This is a genomic window from Agrobacterium sp. rho-8.1, assembly GCF_033957725.1.
GTDB lineage: Bacteria > Pseudomonadota > Alphaproteobacteria > Rhizobiales > Rhizobiaceae > Agrobacterium.
Genome location: NZ_CP192789.1, coordinates 1,313,348 through 1,334,211, shown reverse-complemented (window position 1 = coordinate 1,334,211; position 20,864 = coordinate 1,313,348). Strand labels below are relative to the sequence as shown.

The window sequence follows — 20,864 nt, the reverse complement described above, 5'->3', positions numbered from 1 at the left end:
CATGATACTCCAAAACGGACGCCCGGGCGATCCCATCCACAATCTTTCCACGCCGTTGGCGCTGATTGACGAAGACCGGATGGAAGCCAACATAAAGCGCGTCCAGACCTATATGGACGAGCATGATCTCGCTTTTCGACCACATATCAAAACCCACAAGATCCCGGCAATCGCGGCATTGCAGGTCAAGCTCGGTGCCAAGGGCATCAACTGCCAGAAGGTGACGGAAGCGGAGGTTTTTGCCGATGCCGGTTTTGAAGATATCCTGATCACCTTCAATATTCTCGGACCAGAAAAGCTGGATCGTCTGCACGCGCTCAACGCCCGCATTAGCGGCCTGAAGGTTGTGGCCGATAGCGCAGCGACCGTTGACGGCCTTGCGCGTCGCTTTTCTCAAGATCGTCCGCTGATGGTTCTTGTCGAGTGTGACACCGGTGGTGGCCGCTGCGGTGTGCAAAGCCCGGAAGATGCGGCGGCACTGGCATCGCATATCGCCGCATCTGATGGCCTCCATTTCGGCGGCCTGATGACCTATCCCAAACCGGATAGCGCTGAAGCGGTCGAAGCATTTCTGTCCCACACAATCGCGATACTGAAGTCGAAAAACATCCAATGCGCTATCGTCACCAATGGTGGATCGCCGAGCCTGTTCGACGCGCACCTCGTGCCATCCGCAACGGAGCACCGGGCCGGAACATATGTTTATAATGATCGCTCGATGGTTCGTGCAGGCCACTGCACGGTGGAAGATTGCGCCATGACCATTCTGGCCACGGTTGTCTCCCGCCCGACGCCGGACCGCGCCATTCTGGACGCAGGCTCCAAGGCGCTGACGTCAGATCTTTTGGGCTTTTCCGATTACGGACTGATCGTCGAATATCCCGAGGCCGTCATAACCGGCCTGTCCGAAGAACACGGTACCGTCGATCTGTCGAAATGTACCGGCAAGCGACCGGACATTGGAGAGAAGATACGTATCGTCCCCAATCACACCTGCGTCGTCTCGAACCTTCAGGACGTGATGACATTTCACCGCAACGGTGTTGTCACGCGCGTCGAGCCGGTCGCCGCGCGTGGGCTGGTGTGGTAATCACGAGAATGAAGGCGCGCGCGCATTTTACAGGCCGAGCGCAATTGCAGACATGTCCACCCGTCGCTCGAATGCGACGCCACTTTCATCGAACAGATGGCAGTCCGATGCCTTGATGCCGGCCATGATCGGCTCATCGATTGCAACAGGTGCGGCACCCGACAATAAAGCGCAGTAGCTCTCACCCGTTGGTGCCATGCCATAGGCGATCGTGTTGATCCCCAGGCGTTCAATAACGTTAGGCACCACGCGAATATTGAGATCGCCAGCACCGATAGCTGTATGTTCGGGCCGGATCCCGAGCATCAGACGTGAGCCTTCGAGACCGGCGCGCGGCTCGACCGGAACAGTGATCGTCTGACCATCATACTCGACCGTGATACCCTCACCGCCAACAGCCTTGCAGATAACCGGCAGGAAATTCATTTTAGGATTGCCGATAAAACCGGCAACGAACAGATTGGCCGGCTTGTGATAGAGCTCCAGCGGAGCGCCCACTTGCGCAATCTCACCGGCATTGAGCACCACGATGCGGTCAGCCATGGTCATGGCCTCCACCTGGTCATGCGTCACATAGATCATCGTTGCTTGCAGCGTCCGGTGAAGGTTGGTCAACTCGATCCGCATATCGGAGCGCAAGGCGGCATCAAGGTTCGAAAGGGGCTCATCAAACAGGAATATTTCCGGCTCACGTACAATGGCACGACCGATGGCAACGCGCTGGCGCTGTCCACCTGAGAGCATGCCCGGACGCTGTTGCAAACGCTGGTCGAGTTGCAGGATCTTTGCAACGCTTTCGACCTTCTCTTTGAGCTTCGCCTCTTCCATCTTCTCTACCCGAAGTGGAAAAGCGATGTTTTCGAACACGGTCATGTGCGGATAGAGCGCGTAGGACTGGAATACCATGGCAATGCCGCGCTTGACGGGTGCGAGATCGTTGACCTTCACGCCATCGATGACCACCTCGCCGGCCGTAATATCCTCAAGGCCTGCAATCATGCGCAAGAGTGTGGATTTGCCACAACCTGAGGGGCCGACGAAGACGACAAATTCGCCGTCCTCGATTTCGAGTTGCACACCCTTGATGACTTCGAAATGCCCGTAAGATTTGCGGACGTTGTTGAGAGAGAGCTGACCCAAAACCTGTCTTCCCCGCACCAGCCAAAGCTGCTGTTGTAATTGTGGTGGAGACAGCCGCGGGCACAGGCTCGCGGCTGCCGAGATATCTGCTTATTTGTACTGTTCGACTTCGGTCGCAGCCTTTTTCAAGGCTTCCTCAGGCGTTGCCTTGGATGTCACGACAGACTGCACCATTTCGATCATGGCGTTCTGGAAACCCTTGTAATCCTTGAACAAAGGTTCTGGTCCACCGAAAGCGATGCCATCGATAAATGGCTTCCAGTACGGCTTGTCCTTGACCAGCTGATCGACCTTGGCAGATGGACGCAGTGGCGTGAGGCCGGAATCCGTCGTCAGCTCATACTCTTCCTGCGGACCGGGAGACGTGATGAACTTAGCAAATTCGATGGCCTTCTCCTCAACGCCCGAGCCCTTGAAGATGGCAAGGCTGTCGGTGATCAGAAGCGTACCCGGACCCTTGGCCGATGGGCCAAGCGGCAATGTCGTCACGCCCCAGTTAATCTTGGTGTTGAGCAGGCGGTAAGCGGCACCGGTGCTGTTCTGGATCATCCCGGCCTTGCCATCAAGGAAGATGGCACGGATTTCGTTCTGTTCGTACGCAGTTGCACCTTCGACAGAGTAAGGCGTGATGTCCTTATAGGCTTGGAGAGCTGCCAGAATTTCCGGGCTGTCGAGCGTCACATTGCCTTCAGCATCGGTCACCTTGCCATTGTTGGTGTAAACCCAATGCAGGAACTGGTGCATAGTGTTGTCGAAGGTCTTGGCAGGCATGCCGTAACCGGCGATCCCTGTCTTTTCCTTGATGATCTTGGCATATTCGATTTCTTCAGCCCAGGTTGTCGGTGGCTTCTCAGGGTCGAGACCGGCCTGCTTGAACAGGTCCTTGTTCCAGTAAAGAGCCTTCGTCGAGAATGCGACGGGCACGCCCCACTGCTGGTCATCGAAGGTGACCGTGTCGGGAATGAACGGATAGTAGCCCTTCTTTTCATCAGCTGTCATCGGCACGGGAACGATGAGGTCGTTCTCGGCAAATTCCTTCAGCGTGCGCGAACCGACATAGGCCATGGCGACAGGCGTGCCGGCGGCGGCGAGCGTCGTTGCTTTATCCTGGCACTGTTCCCAGCCGACCACTTCCGGCGCGACCTTCCAGCCGGGGTTCTTGCCTTCCCATTCCTTGATGTATTTTTCATGCACCGGGTCGATCTTGTCGCCGCAATAGATCCAGCTGATTTCTTGATCCGCAGCATTTGCGGTCATGGCGCCAAGCGCGGTGGAGCCGAGCATGGCCAGGGCAAAAAGCCCGGTTTTGAGATGAACTGTCACGTGTTAGCTCCCGTTTTTCTCTGGTGGTTGGCTTATTGTTTCACCGCGCCCGCGGTCAGGCCGCTGACGAGATAGCGTTGAAGGAAAAAGATCACGATGGTCGCCGGCGCGATGCCGACGAAACTCGCCGCCATCAACTCGTTCCAGATCACTTCCTGTTTGCCGAAATATGCAAACAGGCCGACCGGCAGCGGCGCATATTCCGTCTTTGAATTGAAGGTCAGCGCAAAAATGAACTGCTGCGCGTAAGACCCGATGAAGGTGGTGATGGCGACGACCATGATACCGGGCATCGCGATCGGCACGATGACGCGTCGCAGGGTATAAAGGTGGCTTGCACCGTCCACGAACGCCGCCTCATCCAGTTCCCGTGGAATGCGCATCATATAGGTCCGCAACATCCAGATCGCCGACGGAATGAGAAAGGCGACACCCGGCACGATCATGGCAAAGTAGGTGTTCAGAACGCCCAGCGAACGCATCAAGCGGAACAGCGGAATCAAAAGAACGGCACCGGAGAACATGTTGACCGCGAGAAATGCCCCCAAAAGTGTTCCTGAGCCTTTAAACTCGAACCGTGCCAAGGCGTAGGACGCCGGGACGACCAGGATCAGCACGACGGTTGTGACCACGATCGAAATCAGGAACGAGTTGAAGATGTAGCGCGCGAAACCTGGAATTCTGATCCACATGGTGCGATAGGCCTCGAACGAACCGTTTTCGGGAATAAAACGGTAAGGCGAGGAAAACAGCTGGCTGAGCGGCTTCAATGATACCAGAAAGCCTTCCACGAAAGGCGCCAGGATGAAGATCAGGAAAACGGCGATCCCGGCATAGATGCCGATCAGTTCGTACCAGCTGTAGCGGTTGATCAGAGCAGGTGGTTGTCTCATCGCTTGTCTCCGGCAGAAAGGCGGCTGGTTACACGGAAGTAGCAGACGCAGAAGATCGACAGGAATATGCAGATCAGGACCGCTCGCGCAGCACCCTCACCATATTTGTTGGAGCCGATGGCAGTGCGATACGTGTCGATGATCATCGTGGTCGTCTCGCCACTCGGTCCACCGCGGGTCAGAATCCAGATGATGTCGAAAGAGTTGAACGTCGCAATCAGCGACAGCATCGACATGGTGATCACGGCGGGAACCAGAAGCGGTAGCGTAATGCGGCGGAACCGATAAAACCGTCCCGCACCGTCCGTCCATGCAGCCTCATAAAGGTCCTGCGGAATAGATTGCATTGCAGCCAGCATATAGAGCGTTACCAAGGGCACGCCGATCCAGACATCGGTCATGATGGTCGCCCAGAAGGCCGTGGAGCCACTCGCCAAAAACGCGACAGGACCGTCCACAATGCCAAAACGCTGCAGCATGCCGGAAATCATGCCAAACTGACCGTTATACATCCAGCCCCACATGAAGATGCCAATCGCCATCGGCACGATCCATGGTGGCGTGGTCAGCATGCGGAAAATCGTTCTGCCGGGCACTGCGGCGTTCAGCATGCAGGCACCGAAAATTCCGATGATCATCTTGAACGACACGGAAAAGAAGGTCCAGACGAAGGTGCGCAGAATGACTTCGGCAAAAGTCGCGTTGAAGATTTTGCTGTAATTAGCCCAGCCCACCCATTCCGTCGTGCGCTTCAGCGAAGCGTCGGTGAAGGACAGAATGAACGTATCAACCAAGGGATAGGCGACGATGACCGTGATATAGAGAATGGCGGGGAGAAGAAGGAGCCAGGCGAAGATGACTGTGCTGCGTTTTGCGTCCACCGTCGCCTCCCTCACGCTGATTTCGCGTCTGGAGCGGCAGACACGGACCCATGCAGGGCGGCGTCATACGTTTCCCAAACGGATTTCAGGTCTATGACCTTGCGACCGCGACGTGCCTCGTCCATGGCCAACGCCAGAATACCGGCCTCAATGGCATCCAGAGCCGAAACCGGCAGCGGCACACCTGACACCACATGAGCAATGACATCAGCCGCCATCTGCTCATCCGCGCCATAGTGCTGCGACAAATTGGAGGCCGAGTAGGTGTTGGAGACGGTCTTCTCATTGGTGCGGGCATTGTGCACGTTGAGGAACCCTCGAACAAAGTCGCCCTCGGCCATGCCCTTGGCACCCATCACGCAGAAACGGCGAAAATCATCCGGCACGTTCAAATTGGTATGAAACGCCAATGACGCGCCATTCTCATATTCCACGATAGCCGTCTGGTAATCGATGATGTCGCCATCGCTGTCGAAGACCTTGTCGGACCCCATCCAGCCGCTCGGCTTGCGGTGGTAGACCTCCATATCGTTGATGCCGTCATTTTGCGGTGCATTGGCCAGCGTGAAGCTTTTGCGTCCACCAAAGCTGGAGACGTAGCGCGGACGTGCGCCGACGACCCCATTGTACAGGTCCAGGTCGTGGCAGCATTTTTCCAGCATGAAGGAGCCGGAATAGTGCTCGTATCTGCGCCAGTCGCGCATGAAAAAGGCACCGTGGTAGGGGGGAATATGTTCCGATGCCTCGATGGAAACCACCTCACCCAGCTTGCCGTCGGCCTGCGCCTGCCGCAAATCGCGGTAAAGTGGCGAATAACGCAATACGAGGCCGACCATGAGCCGCTCATGGCCGTAGGTATTCAGCAATCGAGCCAGCTCGAAACTTTCTTCTATGCTGATGACGATCGGCTTTTCGGTGAAGATCGTATACCCGGCCTCAAGTCCCTGACGGATATGGTCGAGATGCATGTGGTTGGGAGAGCCGATCATGAGAAGATCGAATTCCTCATTGTCGAAAAGGTCCTGTGGCGTTTCATAGGCCTTGCCGGCGGAAACGCCTTTCTCCTGCAAGCCCGGCAATCCGGCCGGCGCAGGATCGACATATCCAACGATCTCGAAATCCTTGTCGATTTCACTGAAAACGTAACCGAGATATCCCAGACGGAATCCCAGCCCGACGATTCCCACTTTCATGATCTTATCGTTCCCCGTTTTTCGTTCCCGTAATTCTTTTTCGCAAATTACGCGCCATTTCTTGTGACGGCTACGTTATTTGGGTTGAGCGCTTTCATTTCTGAAATTTATTTTCAGAAGTTGGCAAACTTCGTCGCGTTATGAAAGCCCCTTCTAAAAAAAATATTGATCCGATGCCGAGACTTCAAAAACAGTGAATATTCAACACCAGCACCAAAACAATACCAAAAAAATGCCACCCGTCTATACCAATTGTCCCTGCAATTCAGAATTAATTAAGAAACGCGACCGCATCCGCACAAAAGTCGATAAACTCCGGTTCGCAACGAAGGCGCCGAACTGGAATTTCTCGTTTGACGCGCATGTGGTTTGATTTTGGTATTGCTCATTGGTAAGGCTGTGCTATAGCCGAAAGCGAGGCACGAATGTTAGAAGCACGAACGGAAAAGTCTAAGAGAGGTCTGTATGGGCGATGTTCTGGAGCTTGACCGGTTACAGTCGGCATCAGGCGGGCCGCTTTACCTCAAGCTGCGACAGGCCATCGAGGATGCCATACAGGCGGGACGACTGAAGCATGGCGATGCCCTGCCACCCGAACGGGACATGGCGGAGGAAGCGGCGGTCAGCCGCGTGACTGTTCGCAAAGCCATAGACGATCTGGCGCGTGACGGCCTCCTGGTGCGTCGTCATGGTTCCGGCACCTTCGTCGTCAAGCCTCTAGCCCGCATGCAGCAACCTTTGACACGGCTGACGTCATTTACAGAAGACATGCGCCGCAGAGGCATGACCGCCAGCACCCGTTGGCTGGATAGGGGTCTCTATTATCCAACTCCTGACGAACGAATGGCGCTCGGCCTGTCTTCATCATCGCAGGTGGCGCGGTTGACTCGGTTACGTCTGGCCAACGAGCAGCCGATTGCGCTGGAAGTCACAAGCCTGCCGGACGATATTCTCAAAGACCCGCAATCGGTCGAAAACTCTCTTTACATGGTGTTGAAAAAAAGTGGCATACGGCCCATCCGGGCCATTCAACGCATCTCTGCGCGCAATCTGACCGATGACGAGACTGTACTTTTGGGCGTGCCGCCCGGCTCTGCGGCTTTGTCTGTTCAGCGCATGGCCTATCTGGAAAGCGGGCGCATTATGGAAGTTTCCAAGGCACTGTATCGGAGCGATGCCTATGATCTGGTCGCCGAACTGACCATGAGCTCAGAATAACCATTCAAGCAGAAAGACTGTGACATGACGACGTTGATGCGACAGGAAATCGATGAAATTCCGGATGCAGTGGCACGGCTTTTGGAGACGTCTTCGAAAACGCTGGAAGACGCGGGACGAAATCTGAAAGCACACGATCCGGCGGTGATCGTGACCATCGCTCGCGGCTCGTCGGACCACGCCGCCCATTTCATGAAATACGCCATTGAACTTCAGACTGGCCTGCCCGTCGCCTCGCTGGGTCCATCGCTTGCCTCCATTTACGATGCACCCCTGAAACTGGAACGGGCTGCCGCACTGGCCATTTCCCAGTCCGGCAAAAGCCCGGATATTGTTGCACTTGCCCGCAATGTGAAGCGTGGCGGTGCGCTCACCTTTGCTCTGGTCAATACACTCTCGTCACCTTTGGCAGACGCCTCGACGCAGGCCATCGACATTCAAGCCGGGCCAGAAAAAGCCGTCGCCGCGACGAAATCCTTTGTGAATTCCATTGTCGCGGGCCTGTCCATTCTTGCGGCAGCAACGGAAGACCGCCTTTTGGTCAAAGCCATCGCGGCACTGCCCGCGAACTTTGCAAAAGCCATCGAACTCGACTGGAGCGAAATTGCCCAGGCGATCAAAGGAGAAGATTCCCTCTACATGCTTGGGCGTGGCCCTGCCCTAGCCATTGCGTCCGAAGCAGCCCTGAAATGCAAGGAGACCTGTGAACTTCACGCCGAGGCCTATTCGTCCGCAGAGGTCATGCATGGCCCGGTTTCGCTGGTCTCGCCACGGTTTCCGATCATTGCTTTTGCGGCACGCGACCGCGCCGAAGCTTCGGTTGCCGAAACAGCGAATGGTCTTGCCGCAAAGGGTGCGAATGTCTTCCTCACTTCAGCCAAAGCGACATCGGCAACAGCCCTGCCCTTTGCCGAAACCAACCACCCGCTCACCGACGCGCTTCTGCTGATCGCACCCTTCTACGGCTTCATCGAAGCGCTTTCGCGCGCGCGTGGCTTTAATCCCGATGCTCCCGTGGCTCTGAACAAGGTGACGCAGACACGATGACCGGTGCCAACACCATCACCGGCGCACGCATTTTCGATGGCGAGATGTGGCACGACGGCAAATCGCTTGTTGTCCAGCATGGTAAAGTCGCCGCTATCTCAGCGTCCGTTCATCACGATGCCGAAACGATCGACGCAACCGGACTGCTCATCGTGCCGGGCTTCGTCGATCTTCAGGTCAATGGCGGCGGCGGAGTGATGTTCAACAACCGGCCAGATGTGGATGGCATCATCCGGATTTGCGCAGCGCACGCCAAGTTCGGCACGACTGCCCTGATGGTTACGCTGATAACGGATACGCCTGACATCACCGAGAAAGCAGTTGAAGCCGGGTTAACGGCGCAGGAGACCGACGTGCCGGGGTTCCTCGGCCTTCACCTTGAAGGTCCGCATCTGTCTTCGGCTCGCAAGGGTACGCATGATCCGGCATTGATCCGACCGATGAAAGAAACAGACCTGCACCTGCTCCTCACGTGCAAACAGAGACTTTCCCATATTCTGACGACCATCGCGCCGGAAAGCGTGAGCGCAGCGCAGGTCACATCGCTCGCTAAAGCAGGCATCATTGTCAGCCTCGGGCATAGCGATGCGACATACGTGACGGCCGCACACTACGCTGACGCAGGCGCTTCGATGGTGACCCATCTTTTCAATGCCATGAGCCAGCTTGGCAACCGTGAACCCGGTCTTGTTGGTGCTGGGCTCCAGGACAACAGGCTTCATTGCGGTATGATTGCCGACGGCTTTCACGTCGATCCGGTCTCGATGGCTCTTGCACTGAAAGCAAAAAATCAGCCCGGTCGCATTTTTCTCGTGACGGATGCCATGTCAACCATCGGTACCGATGACACTGGGCTGGAACTGAACGGACGGCATGTTTACCGGAAAGACGGGCGATTGACCCTTGCGGATGGAACACTTGCAGGCGCCGATATCGACATGCTTTCCTGCGTGCGTTTCGTCCACGAACGCATTGGCCTTCCGTTGGAGGAAGCCCTGCGCATGGCGTCGACGTACCCCGCGCAAGCCATCAAGGCAGACACAAAAGGTAGCCTTCTGGCAGGCTATGATGCGGATTTCGTAATCTTGAACCGCGATCTGTCCATGAACTCAACATGGATCGCCGGAAGACCTGTATTTGATGCCGCATCGTAACGATGCCGATTGCTTTGTCAGTCCTCTGCCCATTCATGAACAGCGAAGGTGTCTTTGCTGGAGAATACGTTTTCGTGCTCTTCCCACAATAGAAATGGCCCCGAACAACATCGGGGCCACCCGTCTAGTCCTTGGATCCAGCTACTGCTTACATTGCGGGCAGAACGGCGACATCGCGGATTTCAGCATCTGTCCCGGTAATGGCACCGACTTCGGTGGCGGCTCCGGTTTCGAGATTGACCGTGTAGAGCACTTTGCCAGCGGCCAGATATGCGGTGTTTTTCCCACCTTCCATACCTTCGATATCGAACGCGTAGGTTGCCGGTTTTTCTTTCAAGCCAAGCTTGCCGATAGACTTCAATGTGCCATCATTCGGCTTGGTCTGCTGGATCAAAGCGCCGATGGTGGCGTCGATGTTGTACATCGCTGTTTTTTCAGGTTTGCCAATGGAGTTCGTGTAGGCGGCAGCGACGATATTGGGCGTCTCACCCTTGTGCATATCGGCTTCTTCGAAGGCGAGCGTGCCATCGACAGTGACAGCACCGGTGTCGGGATGAACGCGGTGGTTTGTGGTGCCGCTCATGAAGCGGAGGCGGTCTGCCATCGGGTTGAAATCGACGACCAAGGGCGCTTGCGTGATTGTCAGCGTCTTGTCCATCTTGGCAATATCGGTCGCGGCACCCGTCTCAAGATTGATGGAAACGATCCGGTAATCCGGTGTCACGCCGATGACGGTCTTGTTTGAAGGTCGGAAATCGATACCAACAAGTTTGTCGACGCCCGTAACGTCCATTGTTTTGCTGACGCTCGGCTTTTGTGTGTCGAACATGACAAGCGTTTTGTCACCGGTCAGCCCCAGGACAGGGGCAGCGATGCTTGTTCCAGCGGCTGTTACGAATACAGTGGACGCGATCAGAGCGAGGCGAATGGTGTTCATATCTTTCTCCCGTACGTTTTTCCGTTTGGAAGTCATCCCGCACTCGGCTTTGGATGCTTCTGTAGGTTAAGACACGCCAACCAGCTGTTTTGGATGCAGCCGTTTAAATTATTTTTTGCTGCATCCAAATATTCCGTCTGCGGGTATTGAAATCATATGCGATGCTAATCGCGATTAGGACGTTGAAAAGGACAGAATGCCGATGGGCGTTGCGCCAGATGATCTGAACAGTGCTCTTGCTGCATGCGCGAAGGGTGACAAGGGCGCGCTTCGACGCATTTTCGATCGTGAAGCAGGCCAATTGACTGCAGTGGCGCAACGTATCGTGCGTCGGCGCGATTTGGCTGAAGAGGTTGTGCAGGAAGCCTTTATTCGGATTTGGACCCACGCGCATCAGTACAGCTCCGACCGAGGATCTGCGCGCGGTTGGATTTACGCAATCGTTCGCAACAGAGCCCTCAACCTTCTTCGCGATGGCAAGCGCGAACAGACGGTGGCAGAGATCGAATCGATGAAAGAGAGCGACCAGGCTGATGAGATTATCGCCGTATGGCAGAAGCTGGATCGAAATTCGCGCCTTTACGATTGTTTGAGCAATCTGGACGAGACCAAGCGACGCGGGATCCTGATGGCCTACATCAACGGCTATACGCATGGTGAAATCGCCGGTCGATTGCAGATGCCACTTGGGACCGTCAAATCCTGGATCCGCCGCGGACTGTCGACACTGAGGGAGTGCATGGCATGAGAGCAGCGCAAGAAAACATTGCCGACATCGCCGACGAATATGTTTTGGGCCTGATGGACGATGCAGAGGCGGCCAGAATTGAAATCGAGATGGAGGAGGACGCACAATTACGGGCAGCAATCGATGCCAGTCGCGAGCGGTTTCTCCCTTTGGACACCGGCGTGGAAGCGCTCGTTGTTGATGACGGCCTTTGGCAACGCATCGAGACGAATCTTCCACCTCAACGGCACTCTTCACAGTCATCAAGACCAAGCGTAGAAAACCCTGTTGCCAACGATAACCGCTTGGGTCCATGGCGCGTGACGGCGGTCTCGGCCATTGCGGCGAGTTTGCTGCTCGCCGTCGGGTTGACCTTCAGTCTGATGCGCTCGGTAGATCCGATGGTTGTCGCAGTTCTCGTCAACGAAGCTGGAGACGTGCAAGCAGTCGTGGAAGACTTCGGAAACGACAATGCAACGGTTAGACTACTGGCAGACTTCAACGTGCCCAAGGAAAAGACCATCCAGGTTTGGACCCTTCCATCACAGGAGATGGGACCCGTGTCGCTTGGGTTACTCGAAGGTGTTCGTTCGACCAAGCTCAACGGACCGGCCTTACCCGCCCCGCGCGGCGACCAACTCTACGAAATCACGCTTGAACAGGCAGGCGGATCTCCGACCGGCCGACCAACAGGCGCAATACTGGCAAAGGGATTTGCACGCTTCCCACGTTAGAGCGCTTCCTCGTTAGATGGAAACGTTCTAGCGCGTTATAGGAGCGACATTTCGCTTCGGTTGACGATATGATCTGGATGGGGCAGTTTTCGAAATTGATCGATATATTTCTGCTGTACGCATGCCGATGGCACGCCAATCATACTTTGCCATCACTTTGGAGCCGTTCTGTCGAACGGTGACCGTCGATGCATTGTCTATCTTGCTCTGGAGGGCTGAGGATAACGCAGAGATATCGCCGAGCGGGAAATAGCAGCTGTCTTCGAGAGCGAGAGCAAGGTTTGCCTCTATGTCGCTGGCCAGCACCGGCAAGCCGTGCGCCATGGCTTCCAGAAGAGCAATCGGCATGCCCTCATGGCTCGATGGCAGAACAAAGAGACCAGCATTGGCAAACAGGCTTGCAAGCCTCTTGCCACACTGGACGCCTGTCAGAACCACGTTCTGGTTGGTTTTCGCACGGGCATGAAGTTCAGTGACGTAACCACTGTCCGCATCTCCCCCGCCAACCAAAACAAGCCTGATGCCTTTCAGCTTCGCCCGGCCGAAAGCATCGATGAGATCAAGCTGGCGTTTTTCCGCAACCAAGCGAGCAACGAGGAGAACATATCGACCTTTTTTCAAGCCGAATTCTTCCAGTACGCTGTCTTCCAGATTTTTGGTATCTACCTTCACGCCATTTGGAATGAAGTGGACAGGTGAATGAAAATCATTCTGCATGCGCTCGGCAATGTGCTTTGCAATTGCGATGCGCGCGTGGGAAAAGCGCATTCCGGCCCACTCACCCAGTTGCAGAATTCGTTTCTCGACGGGATTCCACTTCTCACGATCGTAATCATAACCATGATGCGTGAAAACCACCCGCAAACCCAGGAGCCGGGCCAGCGGCGCCACCAGAGATGGGCCGACGGCATGGATGTGGACAATATCCGGGTTGAGGAGCCGTGCTTTAAACAGAGCAAATGCCGTATGGAAAATCGCCTCCAGCCGCGTGCTGCGGGGTGCCCACAAGGGATGCACGGTGATGCCACGCCACACGTAAGACTTCGTGTCGGCGACGTAATTCTTACGCGCGAACACATGGACATCCGCACCGAGATCAACCAGGTTCGATACGAGCTGCTCGACATGGGTTTCAACACCGCCTTGGACATTGGGAATGCCCCGCAGTCCAATCATGCAGATGCGCATGGAATCCAAGAAGTTGGTATTGTCTTCCGGATAAGCCAGGCTCGTCGCCTCAAATGCAGGCCGACGCTCCAGTGTTTCGACATGATCCATAGCCCGCTCCTAGTTCACATTAGAACATTAGGATATAATAACTTAAAATCTGGATTAGGCTAGTAGGTTCTGACAAACACACAACTGATCCCGCGGGTATAGTAAACGGCGGGGCTGCACAAATCCGAACACTAGGCCGAAATCTTCGATTCCGCGTTGTTTTCTCGCCTGATAAACCTATACCCAAGGTTGATCATTGGCTTCTCCAAATACTCATAGACGAACACTGAGAGGACAAGCGTGAGACCTAGACAGACGACAGCAGTCGCCAGATCAGCCCTCGTCCCTGTGAGGGGAAGCAGAGAAAAAACCATAAGCGCGGCAATCCCGTGAAAAAGGTAGATCGAGTAACTGAGCGCACCCAGCCACGAGAGAAACCGATGTTTGGGAAGCTCTGTTTTCACCGAAAATACAAACACGCAGAGTGCTGCGAAATAGCTTGCGAGAATGGGAAATGTCGCAACAAGAAAAAAGCCATCCCTCCGCGAGAGCGAAAACTCGCCGATGCTGAGAAGCACGATTGTCTGGATGAGCAAGACGCAGGTGGCCCCGATCCACGCACCCGCGAGATTGTCCACAAGCGCCATGCGCAACAACAGACCAAGATAGAGAAAAGAGACGTGCAAACTGATATACTGCACGGGAAACGCCCATCCGCCTGCCCTAAGGAAAACAGGAGTAGCCGTGGCCAAGGCGAGCAAGATTGCGAAGGATGCAATGACAAGAGGACGGTAAAGAAGGCCGAGTGCGAACAGACCTGCCGACAGAACATAAAACACGATCTCGATCGTCAATGTCCAATACGCGCCTGACATCCACGGCTGTCGAAAGAGAGATGGCATCATTGTCATATTCGCGACAAATGTCGACACGGAGGGAATTTGGCCGTGCATCGCCGAGGCAACCCCCAGGAAAAACAGCGCCAGCCACATTGCCGGAAAAAGACGAAAAAAACGCGAGATTGCGAACCGGCGGAGCGGATGGCTGCCCTTTATGCTGAAGGGCACGACAAAGCCACTGATCAAGAAGAACAAGACAACGCCGAAGCGCCCGGCATCGAAATGAGCAATACTGGTTGCAGCGATCTGAAACGCGATGCCATCCTGATGTGTTGCCTCGCGCAAACTGTCCCCGAAGAAATGCTGGATGACGACGGAGAGAGCCGCTATTGCCCTGAGAGCATCGATGTTCTCGTAGCGACGGCTCGTTTTTCGTTGTCCATCGAGTTTGGCAACGGCGGCGGTCGACAATGCTCTGCTCATCGCAGGATTATCAGGCGCATGCATCCAACCACACCTTTCAACCAGACCTTTCAACCAGACCAAGTCAACCATGGCATGAAATTTATTTTAAAGTAGTCAATCCTAAAATAACTAATTCACTTCTAAGATTGTTCGCAGTTGACGTCCCGTGCAGAAACCGTGCGTCAATGGCGGACCTGAACGAACGCAATGGCGGATGGGGCGAAAATGCCGATTGTCTTACGAAATAGTCTGTTCAAGCTCATTGGCGCGGCAATCCTGATTGGCGTTTGGGGCAAGCACAAATTGATGGGCTACCGAAAACCGAACACAGTCAGGGCAGACGACAAAAACGCGCGGATCGCCTATGTCCACGACGTCATTCAGTCATGGTTGAAGTTTTTGCCACACGATGTTTCCGTGAGGGGCCGCTCGGTCCTTGAGTTAGGGCCTGGATCGTCGCTTGCGACTGGCGCCTTGCTTCTGGCACATGGAGCCAAATCCTACACGGCGATTGATGCCTTCAGACTGGCCGCCGATGAGACGCAGGAGTTCCGTCTCGATGCCATCGCGCACTATCCAAGTGAGTTGGCACCCAAGGATGTAGAGGTCGCACATCAAATCCTCAAAAACGGCTCAGGTCTCCAATACTGCGTGGACCCCGCCTTCGACATTCCGGCCCTGTGCAAAGGGGATAAGTTCGATCTCATCCTCAGTTGTGCGGCATTCGAGCATTTCGATGCCGTGGAAACAACCATCGACGGACTGACGCGAGCTGCGCAAAGCGGCTGCATCAGCCTTCATATTGTCGATCTCCAGACCCACACGAATGCCCTCCGGCAGCGTGACCCCAATAATATCTATCGATTTTCGAACTGGTTCTATTCTCGCTTCGCTTTTCCAGGTCAGCCCAACAGAAAGCGTCCGATAGATTACGTCCGGGCGTTCGAGCGAAACGGCTGGGTCGATATCAGGGTCATCGCGGCCAAATCCATACCGAAAGAAACCAGGGAAAAACTGACGTCAGGTCTCGGTGAGGACTTCAAGCGTCCTGACATGGACATGCATATTCTGGATGCCGTGATCATCAGCCGATATCCATGACAGCTAAACCGTTAGCGAACACCCAGATCCCGATATAGCGCCGTCGTACGTTCCAGATATGCGCCCTGCGAAAACTCACAGTTGACCCAGTCTCGGCCACGCTCGCCCATATCTTGGCGAGCCCGCTTAGGCAGGTTGTTCATAGCAATCAGAACCTCAGCGAGGTTTTCAGCGTCCAGCGGCCGCGCGATCAGACCCGTCTCCCCGTCCTTGATGAGTTCGGGTATTCCGCCAATGTTTGTTCCAATCACCGGACGTCCGAGAGCGTAGGCTTCCAGCAGGCTGACCGGTGCGTTTTCGTACCACTCGGATGGCAGCACAAGCGCTTTGGCACCGGCGATAGCAACATGAAGGGCGCTTCCGGTCAAATAGCCTAAGAACTCGACATTGGCACCGACATCCTGCGCAAGTGCACGAAGTGACGCTTCATCGGGTCCCGTTCCTGCGATGCGTAGCCGTTGCCCTGAAAGACTGGCGGCCCTGATCAACGTCGCGATGCCTTTTTCGGGCGCCAAACGACCGGCAAAGAGAAAGTAATCTCCCTCTTCCGACACAAGAGGATTGTCGGTGATCGACTGGTCTACGAAATTCGGGACATGAACGAGTTGCTCGCTCGGCCAGCCCCACTCGATGAGCTTGGCCTGATAGAACAGGCTCGGTACGATGATGCGATCGACGTAGTTGCGGTAAAGCCCGAACGTGCGGTGAACGGCAGTTTCGACCATGACGAGGCCACTCAGCGCGACCGATTCCTTCATGCATTTGTTCGTCAAAACGTTATGGATGCGGCCTCCCTTGCATTTTTCACAGATACCCTGAGGCGAGAGCATCTTGTATGCGGGACAGGCGAGCTTCAGGTCGTGGGCTGTCAGAACCGTCGGAATTCCCCGCTTCTTCAGGAGAGGGAAAATCGAGGGTGAAATATGGTGATAAACGTTGTGAGCATGGGCGATATCGGGACGAACCTGATCGATAAGACTGCTGAGATGCGTCCGGGCTTTGCGAGAATAGATGACCTCCAGACTGTGCTCGATCTTGGTCAAAAGGCCGGATTGACGACCGAATTCTATCTCTGGAATGAAATGGGACGACCAAGGGGATGCGAGATTGTTCGGATGCTGCATCGAAAACGGCACTGCCTGCCAGCCGGCACGCTCGAACATCTCGATCTGATCGAGAAATATCGCCTCCGCGCCGCCGCGCCGATAGAAATAGTTGTTGATTGCAAGCAACGTGCCTCCCATTCAGCCGGGCCCCACTTCTCGAATGTGACCGAGGGCGTCGCGCACGGGGAGCACGAGACATCCGGCTGAGACAGCATGGCGAACCAGACATGAGAAGGTCTCGGGCGTACAGCCATAGGGCGTCGGGTCATCGCTGATGTCATGGGTGAAGAAAATGAGCCAACCGGGCTCTGCCACAACCGCATCGATCTGACGGGTCAAATCCAGCGCATCCACTTCCGGCTGCCTGATTTCCATTCCCCAGAGATAGGACCGATTGACCTTGCCACGGTTGATGCGATCCCCACCGGCACGGGCCGTAGCGTAGCGCTTGGAAAAAGCATGACGATGCCGGAGCGAACCCTGATTATAGGGATAGGCGAAGTTTCTTAACCCCGCTGCGTGATCGAAGCCGTCGAGAACCTCGGCATTGCCATTGAGATCGCGCGCTAGCTCCGAGCCGCTCAACGTTCTGACGGGCTTGTGCGCGAATGTGTGGCAGCCGATCTCATGACCGGATTGGGCAAGTGACCGACATCCTTCTGCGGAGATCAGGTTGCGGTCGGGCTCTGTGGTCCCGATCAGACTTCCCGCAATGTAGAACGTGCCTCGGACACCGTTTTCCTCCAATATCCGAGCACCCGCCGTGTAGGCCGTGTCCGGCACGTCATCAAATGTAAATGACACGATCGGACGCTGGCATGTCACATTCAGCGTCGACACCGGCAGTGCCCGCACGGCCCTTTCGGCAATACGCTCACCGAGATATCTCGCCCTAGACCGCAACAGCATTTTGTCCCTCCCAGACGGGCTTTCGGTCGCTGACGAGGTTCATGCGAGATTGCATTTCCAGTCCAAATATGGAGACCAACAAGAAAAAACAGATCGGGCTCCCGCTTTGAAAGAAGATCACTTCAAGGCAGCCAGCATAGATGACATAGAGCCAGACCCGCATAAAAAGGCGCGACAGTGCGGGGCTGTTGGAAGCGTTGCCAAGACGCCCGACAGCGCGTAGAGGCACGAAGATAACGAGGGCTATGGTGAGAATGAATCCGGGAATTCCCGTCGTCAGCAGGGCATCGACATAGGCATTGTGCCCGTTGAAGGCCTTCACGGCCCAAGTCTCCAATCCTGCCGAGCTCTGCGTGATGTCGGCGGTCTGCCAGAAACCTTGAAAGCCATAGCCGAAAATGGGCGACTGGGTGATCGCGTCGAACGCAATCTTCCAGATATCGGTTCTGTTGGTGAAAGTGGGGTCAACACCCAGTGATGCGATGAGGCCGCGAAAACCTTCCGAGAGTGCTGCTCCCAGTGCCAGAAGATTGAACGCAGCGATGCCACCGACCGCAATCGGCCAACGGCTCCAGCGAAACTTCTCGAAAATCCACTGAAGAAGAAGTATCAGCGGCAACATGGCGGTGGAGGATTTTCCGCCAGTCTGGATGAGGAAGAACACGGACAGGATGACGACAGCCAGCCCGCTTTTCTTCCAACCCACACTGCGAAAATAAAGCCCGAAAAACGCCGCCACAAGCATCACGGCGGCAGCCAGATTCTTGTGGGAATACTGCCCCCTCCAGAAACCCGCATTCATGGGCTCGATCAGCTCGGTTGGCTGATGGATAGCCAGCATCGGCAGAAAGACGACACCGAAATAGGCTATACCCAGCGTGATCGCTGTCCCGTACAGCATCAGACGCGCAAACTGTTGTTCCGAACGCGCTAGCAGCAGAAACATCCCGGCATTGAGGCATGTCAGTATCGCCAGAATGGTTCGTTTGATCGCATCGACAGGATAGTTCGAAAGAACGGACGAGATGAGAAACCACGAAAACAGCGCGATAACGAGAATCTGCGGCTGACAGATGCGAGACCGGAGCGGATGGGTCAGGGCCGCATAGAGTGTGACGACAGTCAAAACCAAAAAAACCAGCTGGTTTAAGAGATTGGATCCACCCGTGGCGTTCGATCCGCTGACCTCGACGCTGGTGAGATCCACAAAGGGATTTGTCGTGACCCAGAAAAACAGGAACAGGCCCATAAAGACCAGAGACCTGATCTTGCCTTGAAAACCGGCGTGTTCTTTCAGGCCTGAGACTGTTTGCATCAACTTCCCCGCTCAAAGCGCCAATTGTTGTCTCGAAGGATGACGAACAGGCGGGCCGCCAGAACGGAAATGACACCCAGTATCAACCCTGCCAGAACGCCGCCAATTGCGAGGAGCAAAGTTGGTGGTGGCCAACTGCGTTTTTCCGGCGGCACCGGCTCTGTGACGATCCGCAGGTTGGAGACACTGATCTGCTGCTGCTCGCTGGTTTCACCAACGCGTTTCAAGAAGGTGTCATAAAGGGCGGATTTTGCCTGACTGTTACGTTCCAGTTCCTGCAGCTGGACTTGAGCCGTATCATCGGTGGAAACACGTTTTTGGGCATTTTCCAGTTGGGCGCGCAAGGTGGCAACGGAGTTTTCCGCCTGATCCATATCCACCTGAATAGTCTGCAGCGAGCGTTCTGTTTCCCGCGCCATCTCCGCACGAAGCGTTCCAAGCTGCGCCCGTGCCGTGACGAGTTTTGGATAGCGCGTACCATATGTCAGCGCCAGTTCTTCGTACTGCTGTTTGAGGACGCTGTATTGCGAACGCAACGCAATGAGTGTCGGAGAATCCAGCGTATCCGTAGGCACGATGCCATCGGTTGCCGGTTGGCTCAGCCGTCTGTAACGCGATTGAACGTCCGATAATCGAGAGGATGCTTCATTCAGCAGCGTGTTCAGTTGCGATACGCTCTGCGTGTTGACGGAGCCGCCACCGAGATTTTGGAGATTGTTATCCTGGCGGAACTGCATCACGTCGTTGGCAGCCTGCGTGGCGGCAAGTCTGAGCTCTTCCAGACGGTTGGAAAGCGCGGCACTGGCGTTCTTTGCGAGATCGGTCTGGGTCGCCTCGAGTTCTTCGCGAAACGATTGCGCCAGTGTCGAAAGCACCGCCACCGACCGATCGGCATCGCGCGTCCACAGGCTTATCGAGACAAGATAGGTCCCGCCCTGGCGTGCGACCTTGATACGCTTGGCAAGGTTTCGCATCGCGACAACAACGCCATCATCAGATGGCGCGGGGGTCGCCACTGTCAGCCAGCTGAAGAAACCCTCTTGTGTGTCAGCGGCTGAATTGAATTCCGGCACTTTCTGAAGGTTCTGCTGCTCGACCGTTCGCCGCAGCACGTTGCCCGACGTGATCAACAACAGCTTGCTCGAAATATCGAGAATCTGCGCGTCACTCTGGATGTTTGGCGTCGTGAGCTCGTTTGGCACGACTTGGCCGGTCGGGGGTGGCAGCAGAATGTCCATGCTGGATGTGTAGCGTGGCTTCACGGCAAGCCCGAAGCCCACGGCCAGAGCACCACCCAAAAGTGCAAAAATGACGATAAAAAACAGGCCACGACGCAGCCAGGCGAGTAAAATCGCAACTGTTACTATGGGCTCGACAGGCGTCGAACCCTTCGAATGGACGGTCGCGCGGGGCACTGGATCGTCAAAGACCGGCCTGGCGCGCTTCTCGGTTGGGTACTCGTACATGCCTCACCGTAACCTCTACATCAATCAAAACGAAACATTTTCTTTATATACAGAACTACTAAATCATAGAGTCCGCTGATAAATCGTTTACAGCGCATCTGTTTTTGC

19 protein-coding genes are annotated in these 20,864 nt (G+C 55.3%); 7 read left to right on the top strand and 12 right to left on the bottom strand.

Features of this window, described 5'->3' with window-relative positions; translation table 11 throughout:
* Position 1 precedes the first annotated feature (1 nt).
* Positions 2 to 1,090: a D-TA family PLP-dependent enzyme gene (locus RMR21_RS20965; protein ID WP_498671340.1), complete on the top strand. Its 1,089-nt coding sequence runs from the start codon at positions 2 to 4 to the stop codon at positions 1,088 to 1,090.
* Between the two features lie 27 nt (positions 1,091 to 1,117).
* On the opposite strand, the gene RMR21_RS20960 is transcribed toward RMR21_RS20965, so the two are convergent.
* From RMR21_RS20960 to RMR21_RS20940, 5 genes are all read right to left on the bottom strand, one after another.
* Complete coding sequence (locus RMR21_RS20960; protein WP_498671339.1) at positions 1,118 to 2,230, bottom strand: ABC transporter ATP-binding protein; 1,113 nt, start codon at positions 2,228 to 2,230, stop codon at positions 1,118 to 1,120.
* 90 nt (positions 2,231 to 2,320) lie between these two features.
* Positions 2,321 to 3,514, bottom strand: coding sequence for an ABC transporter substrate-binding protein (locus RMR21_RS20955; protein ID WP_498671861.1), 1,194 nt, complete (start codon positions 3,512 to 3,514; stop codon positions 2,321 to 2,323).
* 71 nt (positions 3,515 to 3,585) lie between these two features.
* Complete coding sequence (locus RMR21_RS20950) at positions 3,586 to 4,446, bottom strand: carbohydrate ABC transporter permease (RefSeq protein ID WP_498671338.1); 861 nt, start codon at positions 4,444 to 4,446, stop codon at positions 3,586 to 3,588.
* Positions 4,443 to 5,327, bottom strand: a complete 885-nt coding sequence (locus RMR21_RS20945) for a carbohydrate ABC transporter permease (RefSeq protein WP_498671337.1) — start codon at positions 5,325 to 5,327, stop codon at positions 4,443 to 4,445. The genes RMR21_RS20950 and RMR21_RS20945 overlap by 4 nt, the downstream gene beginning before the upstream one ends.
* 11 nt (positions 5,328 to 5,338) lie before the next feature.
* The gene (locus RMR21_RS20940) at positions 5,339 to 6,520 is read right to left on the bottom strand and encodes a Gfo/Idh/MocA family protein (protein ID WP_498671336.1); all 1,182 of its coding nucleotides are present in this window, start codon (positions 6,518 to 6,520) and stop codon (positions 5,339 to 5,341) included.
* Positions 6,521 to 6,985: 465 nt separating this feature from the next.
* On the opposite strand from RMR21_RS20940, the gene RMR21_RS20935 reads away from it, so the two are divergent.
* From RMR21_RS20935 to nagA, 3 genes are read left to right on the top strand one after another with little or no spacing between them, the layout of a single operon-like run.
* Complete coding sequence (locus RMR21_RS20935; RefSeq protein ID WP_498671335.1) at positions 6,986 to 7,738, top strand: GntR family transcriptional regulator; 753 nt, start codon at positions 6,986 to 6,988, stop codon at positions 7,736 to 7,738.
* A 24-nt stretch (positions 7,739 to 7,762) separates the two neighbouring features.
* The gene (locus RMR21_RS20930; RefSeq protein ID WP_498671334.1) at positions 7,763 to 8,785 is read left to right on the top strand and encodes an SIS domain-containing protein; all 1,023 of its coding nucleotides are present in this window, start codon (positions 7,763 to 7,765) and stop codon (positions 8,783 to 8,785) included.
* Entirely contained in the window at positions 8,782 to 9,939 is a 1,158-nt protein-coding gene (gene nagA / locus RMR21_RS20925; RefSeq protein WP_498671333.1) for an N-acetylglucosamine-6-phosphate deacetylase, read from the top strand. Before RMR21_RS20930 ends, nagA begins: the two co-directional genes overlap by 4 nt.
* Before the next feature lie 148 nt (positions 9,940 to 10,087).
* Here the strand turns inward: nagA and RMR21_RS20920 are convergent, their stop codons facing one another.
* Positions 10,088 to 10,876: a DUF4394 domain-containing protein gene (locus RMR21_RS20920; protein WP_498671332.1), complete on the bottom strand. Its 789-nt coding sequence runs from the start codon at positions 10,874 to 10,876 to the stop codon at positions 10,088 to 10,090.
* A 202-nt stretch (positions 10,877 to 11,078) separates the two neighbouring features.
* On the opposite strand from RMR21_RS20920, the gene RMR21_RS20915 reads away from it, so the two are divergent.
* Together RMR21_RS20915 and RMR21_RS20910 are read left to right on the top strand one after the other, a co-directional pair.
* On the top strand, positions 11,079 to 11,624 hold the full coding sequence (locus RMR21_RS20915) for a sigma-70 family RNA polymerase sigma factor (RefSeq protein ID WP_498671331.1): 546 nt from the start codon (positions 11,079 to 11,081) through the stop codon (positions 11,622 to 11,624).
* Positions 11,621 to 12,337 carry an anti-sigma factor gene (locus tag RMR21_RS20910; protein WP_498671330.1) on the top strand — a complete coding sequence of 239 codons (717 nt, stop codon included), beginning with the start codon at positions 11,621 to 11,623 and terminating at the stop codon, positions 12,335 to 12,337. Before RMR21_RS20915 ends, RMR21_RS20910 begins: the two co-directional genes overlap by 4 nt.
* A gap of 27 nt (positions 12,338 to 12,364) precedes the next feature.
* Here RMR21_RS20910 and RMR21_RS20905 read toward each other — a convergent pair whose 3' ends face one another.
* Together RMR21_RS20905 and RMR21_RS20900 are read right to left on the bottom strand one after the other, a co-directional pair.
* The gene (locus RMR21_RS20905) at positions 12,365 to 13,615 is read right to left on the bottom strand and encodes a glycosyltransferase family 4 protein (protein WP_498671329.1); all 1,251 of its coding nucleotides are present in this window, start codon (positions 13,613 to 13,615) and stop codon (positions 12,365 to 12,367) included.
* A gap of 131 nt (positions 13,616 to 13,746) precedes the next feature.
* The gene (locus tag RMR21_RS20900; RefSeq protein ID WP_498671328.1) at positions 13,747 to 14,877 is read right to left on the bottom strand and encodes an acyltransferase family protein; all 1,131 of its coding nucleotides are present in this window, start codon (positions 14,875 to 14,877) and stop codon (positions 13,747 to 13,749) included.
* Between the two features lie 207 nt (positions 14,878 to 15,084).
* Between RMR21_RS20900 and RMR21_RS20895 the strand changes: the two genes are divergently transcribed.
* Entirely contained in the window at positions 15,085 to 15,960 is an 876-nt protein-coding gene (locus RMR21_RS20895; RefSeq protein WP_498671327.1) for a class I SAM-dependent methyltransferase, read from the top strand.
* Positions 15,961 to 15,971: 11 nt separating this feature from the next.
* Here the strand turns inward: RMR21_RS20895 and RMR21_RS20890 are convergent, their stop codons facing one another.
* The 4 genes from RMR21_RS20890 to RMR21_RS20875 are packed head-to-tail and all read right to left on the bottom strand — an operon-like array spanning position 15,972 to position 20,756.
* Positions 15,972 to 17,204 carry a glycosyltransferase family 4 protein gene (locus tag RMR21_RS20890; protein WP_498671326.1) on the bottom strand — a complete coding sequence of 411 codons (1,233 nt, stop codon included), beginning with the start codon at positions 17,202 to 17,204 and terminating at the stop codon, positions 15,972 to 15,974.
* Complete coding sequence (locus tag RMR21_RS20885; RefSeq protein WP_498671325.1) at positions 17,205 to 17,975, bottom strand: polysaccharide deacetylase family protein; 771 nt, start codon at positions 17,973 to 17,975, stop codon at positions 17,205 to 17,207.
* Entirely contained in the window at positions 17,959 to 19,290 is a 1,332-nt protein-coding gene (locus RMR21_RS20880) for an O-antigen ligase family protein (RefSeq protein ID WP_498671324.1), read from the bottom strand. Before RMR21_RS20880 ends, RMR21_RS20885 begins: the two co-directional genes overlap by 17 nt.
* Positions 19,290 to 20,756: a GumC family protein gene (locus RMR21_RS20875; protein WP_498671323.1), complete on the bottom strand. Its 1,467-nt coding sequence runs from the start codon at positions 20,754 to 20,756 to the stop codon at positions 19,290 to 19,292. Before RMR21_RS20875 ends, RMR21_RS20880 begins: the two co-directional genes overlap by 1 nt.
* Between the last annotated feature and the right edge of the window lie 108 nt (positions 20,757 to 20,864).

Bases quoted from the DNA above. Each gene is read 5' to 3' on its own strand.
- RMR21_RS20950 (WP_498671338.1), bottom strand. From the start codon at position 4,446: ATGAGACAACCACCTGCTCTGATCAACCGCTACAGCTGGTACGAACTG.
- RMR21_RS20935 (WP_498671335.1), top strand. From the start codon at position 6,986: ATGGGCGATGTTCTGGAGCTTGACCGGTTACAGTCGGCATCAGGCGGG.
- nagA (WP_498671333.1), top strand. From the start codon at position 8,782: ATGACCGGTGCCAACACCATCACCGGCGCACGCATTTTCGATGGCGAG.
- RMR21_RS20930 (WP_498671334.1), top strand. From the start codon at position 7,763: ATGACGACGTTGATGCGACAGGAAATCGATGAAATTCCGGATGCAGTG.
- RMR21_RS20875 (WP_498671323.1), bottom strand. From the start codon at position 20,756: ATGTACGAGTACCCAACCGAGAAGCGCGCCAGGCCGGTCTTTGACGAT.
- RMR21_RS20885 (WP_498671325.1), bottom strand. From the start codon at position 17,975: ATGCTGTTGCGGTCTAGGGCGAGATATCTCGGTGAGCGTATTGCCGAA.
- RMR21_RS20965 (WP_498671340.1), top strand. From the start codon at position 2: ATGATACTCCAAAACGGACGCCCGGGCGATCCCATCCACAATCTTTCC.
- RMR21_RS20940 (WP_498671336.1), bottom strand. From the start codon at position 6,520: ATGAAAGTGGGAATCGTCGGGCTGGGATTCCGTCTGGGATATCTCGGT.
- RMR21_RS20900 (WP_498671328.1), bottom strand. From the start codon at position 14,877: ATGAGCAGAGCATTGTCGACCGCCGCCGTTGCCAAACTCGATGGACAA.
- RMR21_RS20920 (WP_498671332.1), bottom strand. From the start codon at position 10,876: ATGAACACCATTCGCCTCGCTCTGATCGCGTCCACTGTATTCGTAACA.
- RMR21_RS20905 (WP_498671329.1), bottom strand. From the start codon at position 13,615: ATGGATCATGTCGAAACACTGGAGCGTCGGCCTGCATTTGAGGCGACG.
- RMR21_RS20890 (WP_498671326.1), bottom strand. From the start codon at position 17,204: ATGGGAGGCACGTTGCTTGCAATCAACAACTATTTCTATCGGCGCGGC.
- RMR21_RS20910 (WP_498671330.1), top strand. From the start codon at position 11,621: ATGAGAGCAGCGCAAGAAAACATTGCCGACATCGCCGACGAATATGTT.
- RMR21_RS20915 (WP_498671331.1), top strand. From the start codon at position 11,079: ATGGGCGTTGCGCCAGATGATCTGAACAGTGCTCTTGCTGCATGCGCG.
- RMR21_RS20955 (WP_498671861.1), bottom strand. From the start codon at position 3,514: ATGCTCGGCTCCACCGCGCTTGGCGCCATGACCGCAAATGCTGCGGAT.
- RMR21_RS20895 (WP_498671327.1), top strand. From the start codon at position 15,085: ATGCCGATTGTCTTACGAAATAGTCTGTTCAAGCTCATTGGCGCGGCA.
- RMR21_RS20880 (WP_498671324.1), bottom strand. From the start codon at position 19,290: ATGCAAACAGTCTCAGGCCTGAAAGAACACGCCGGTTTTCAAGGCAAG.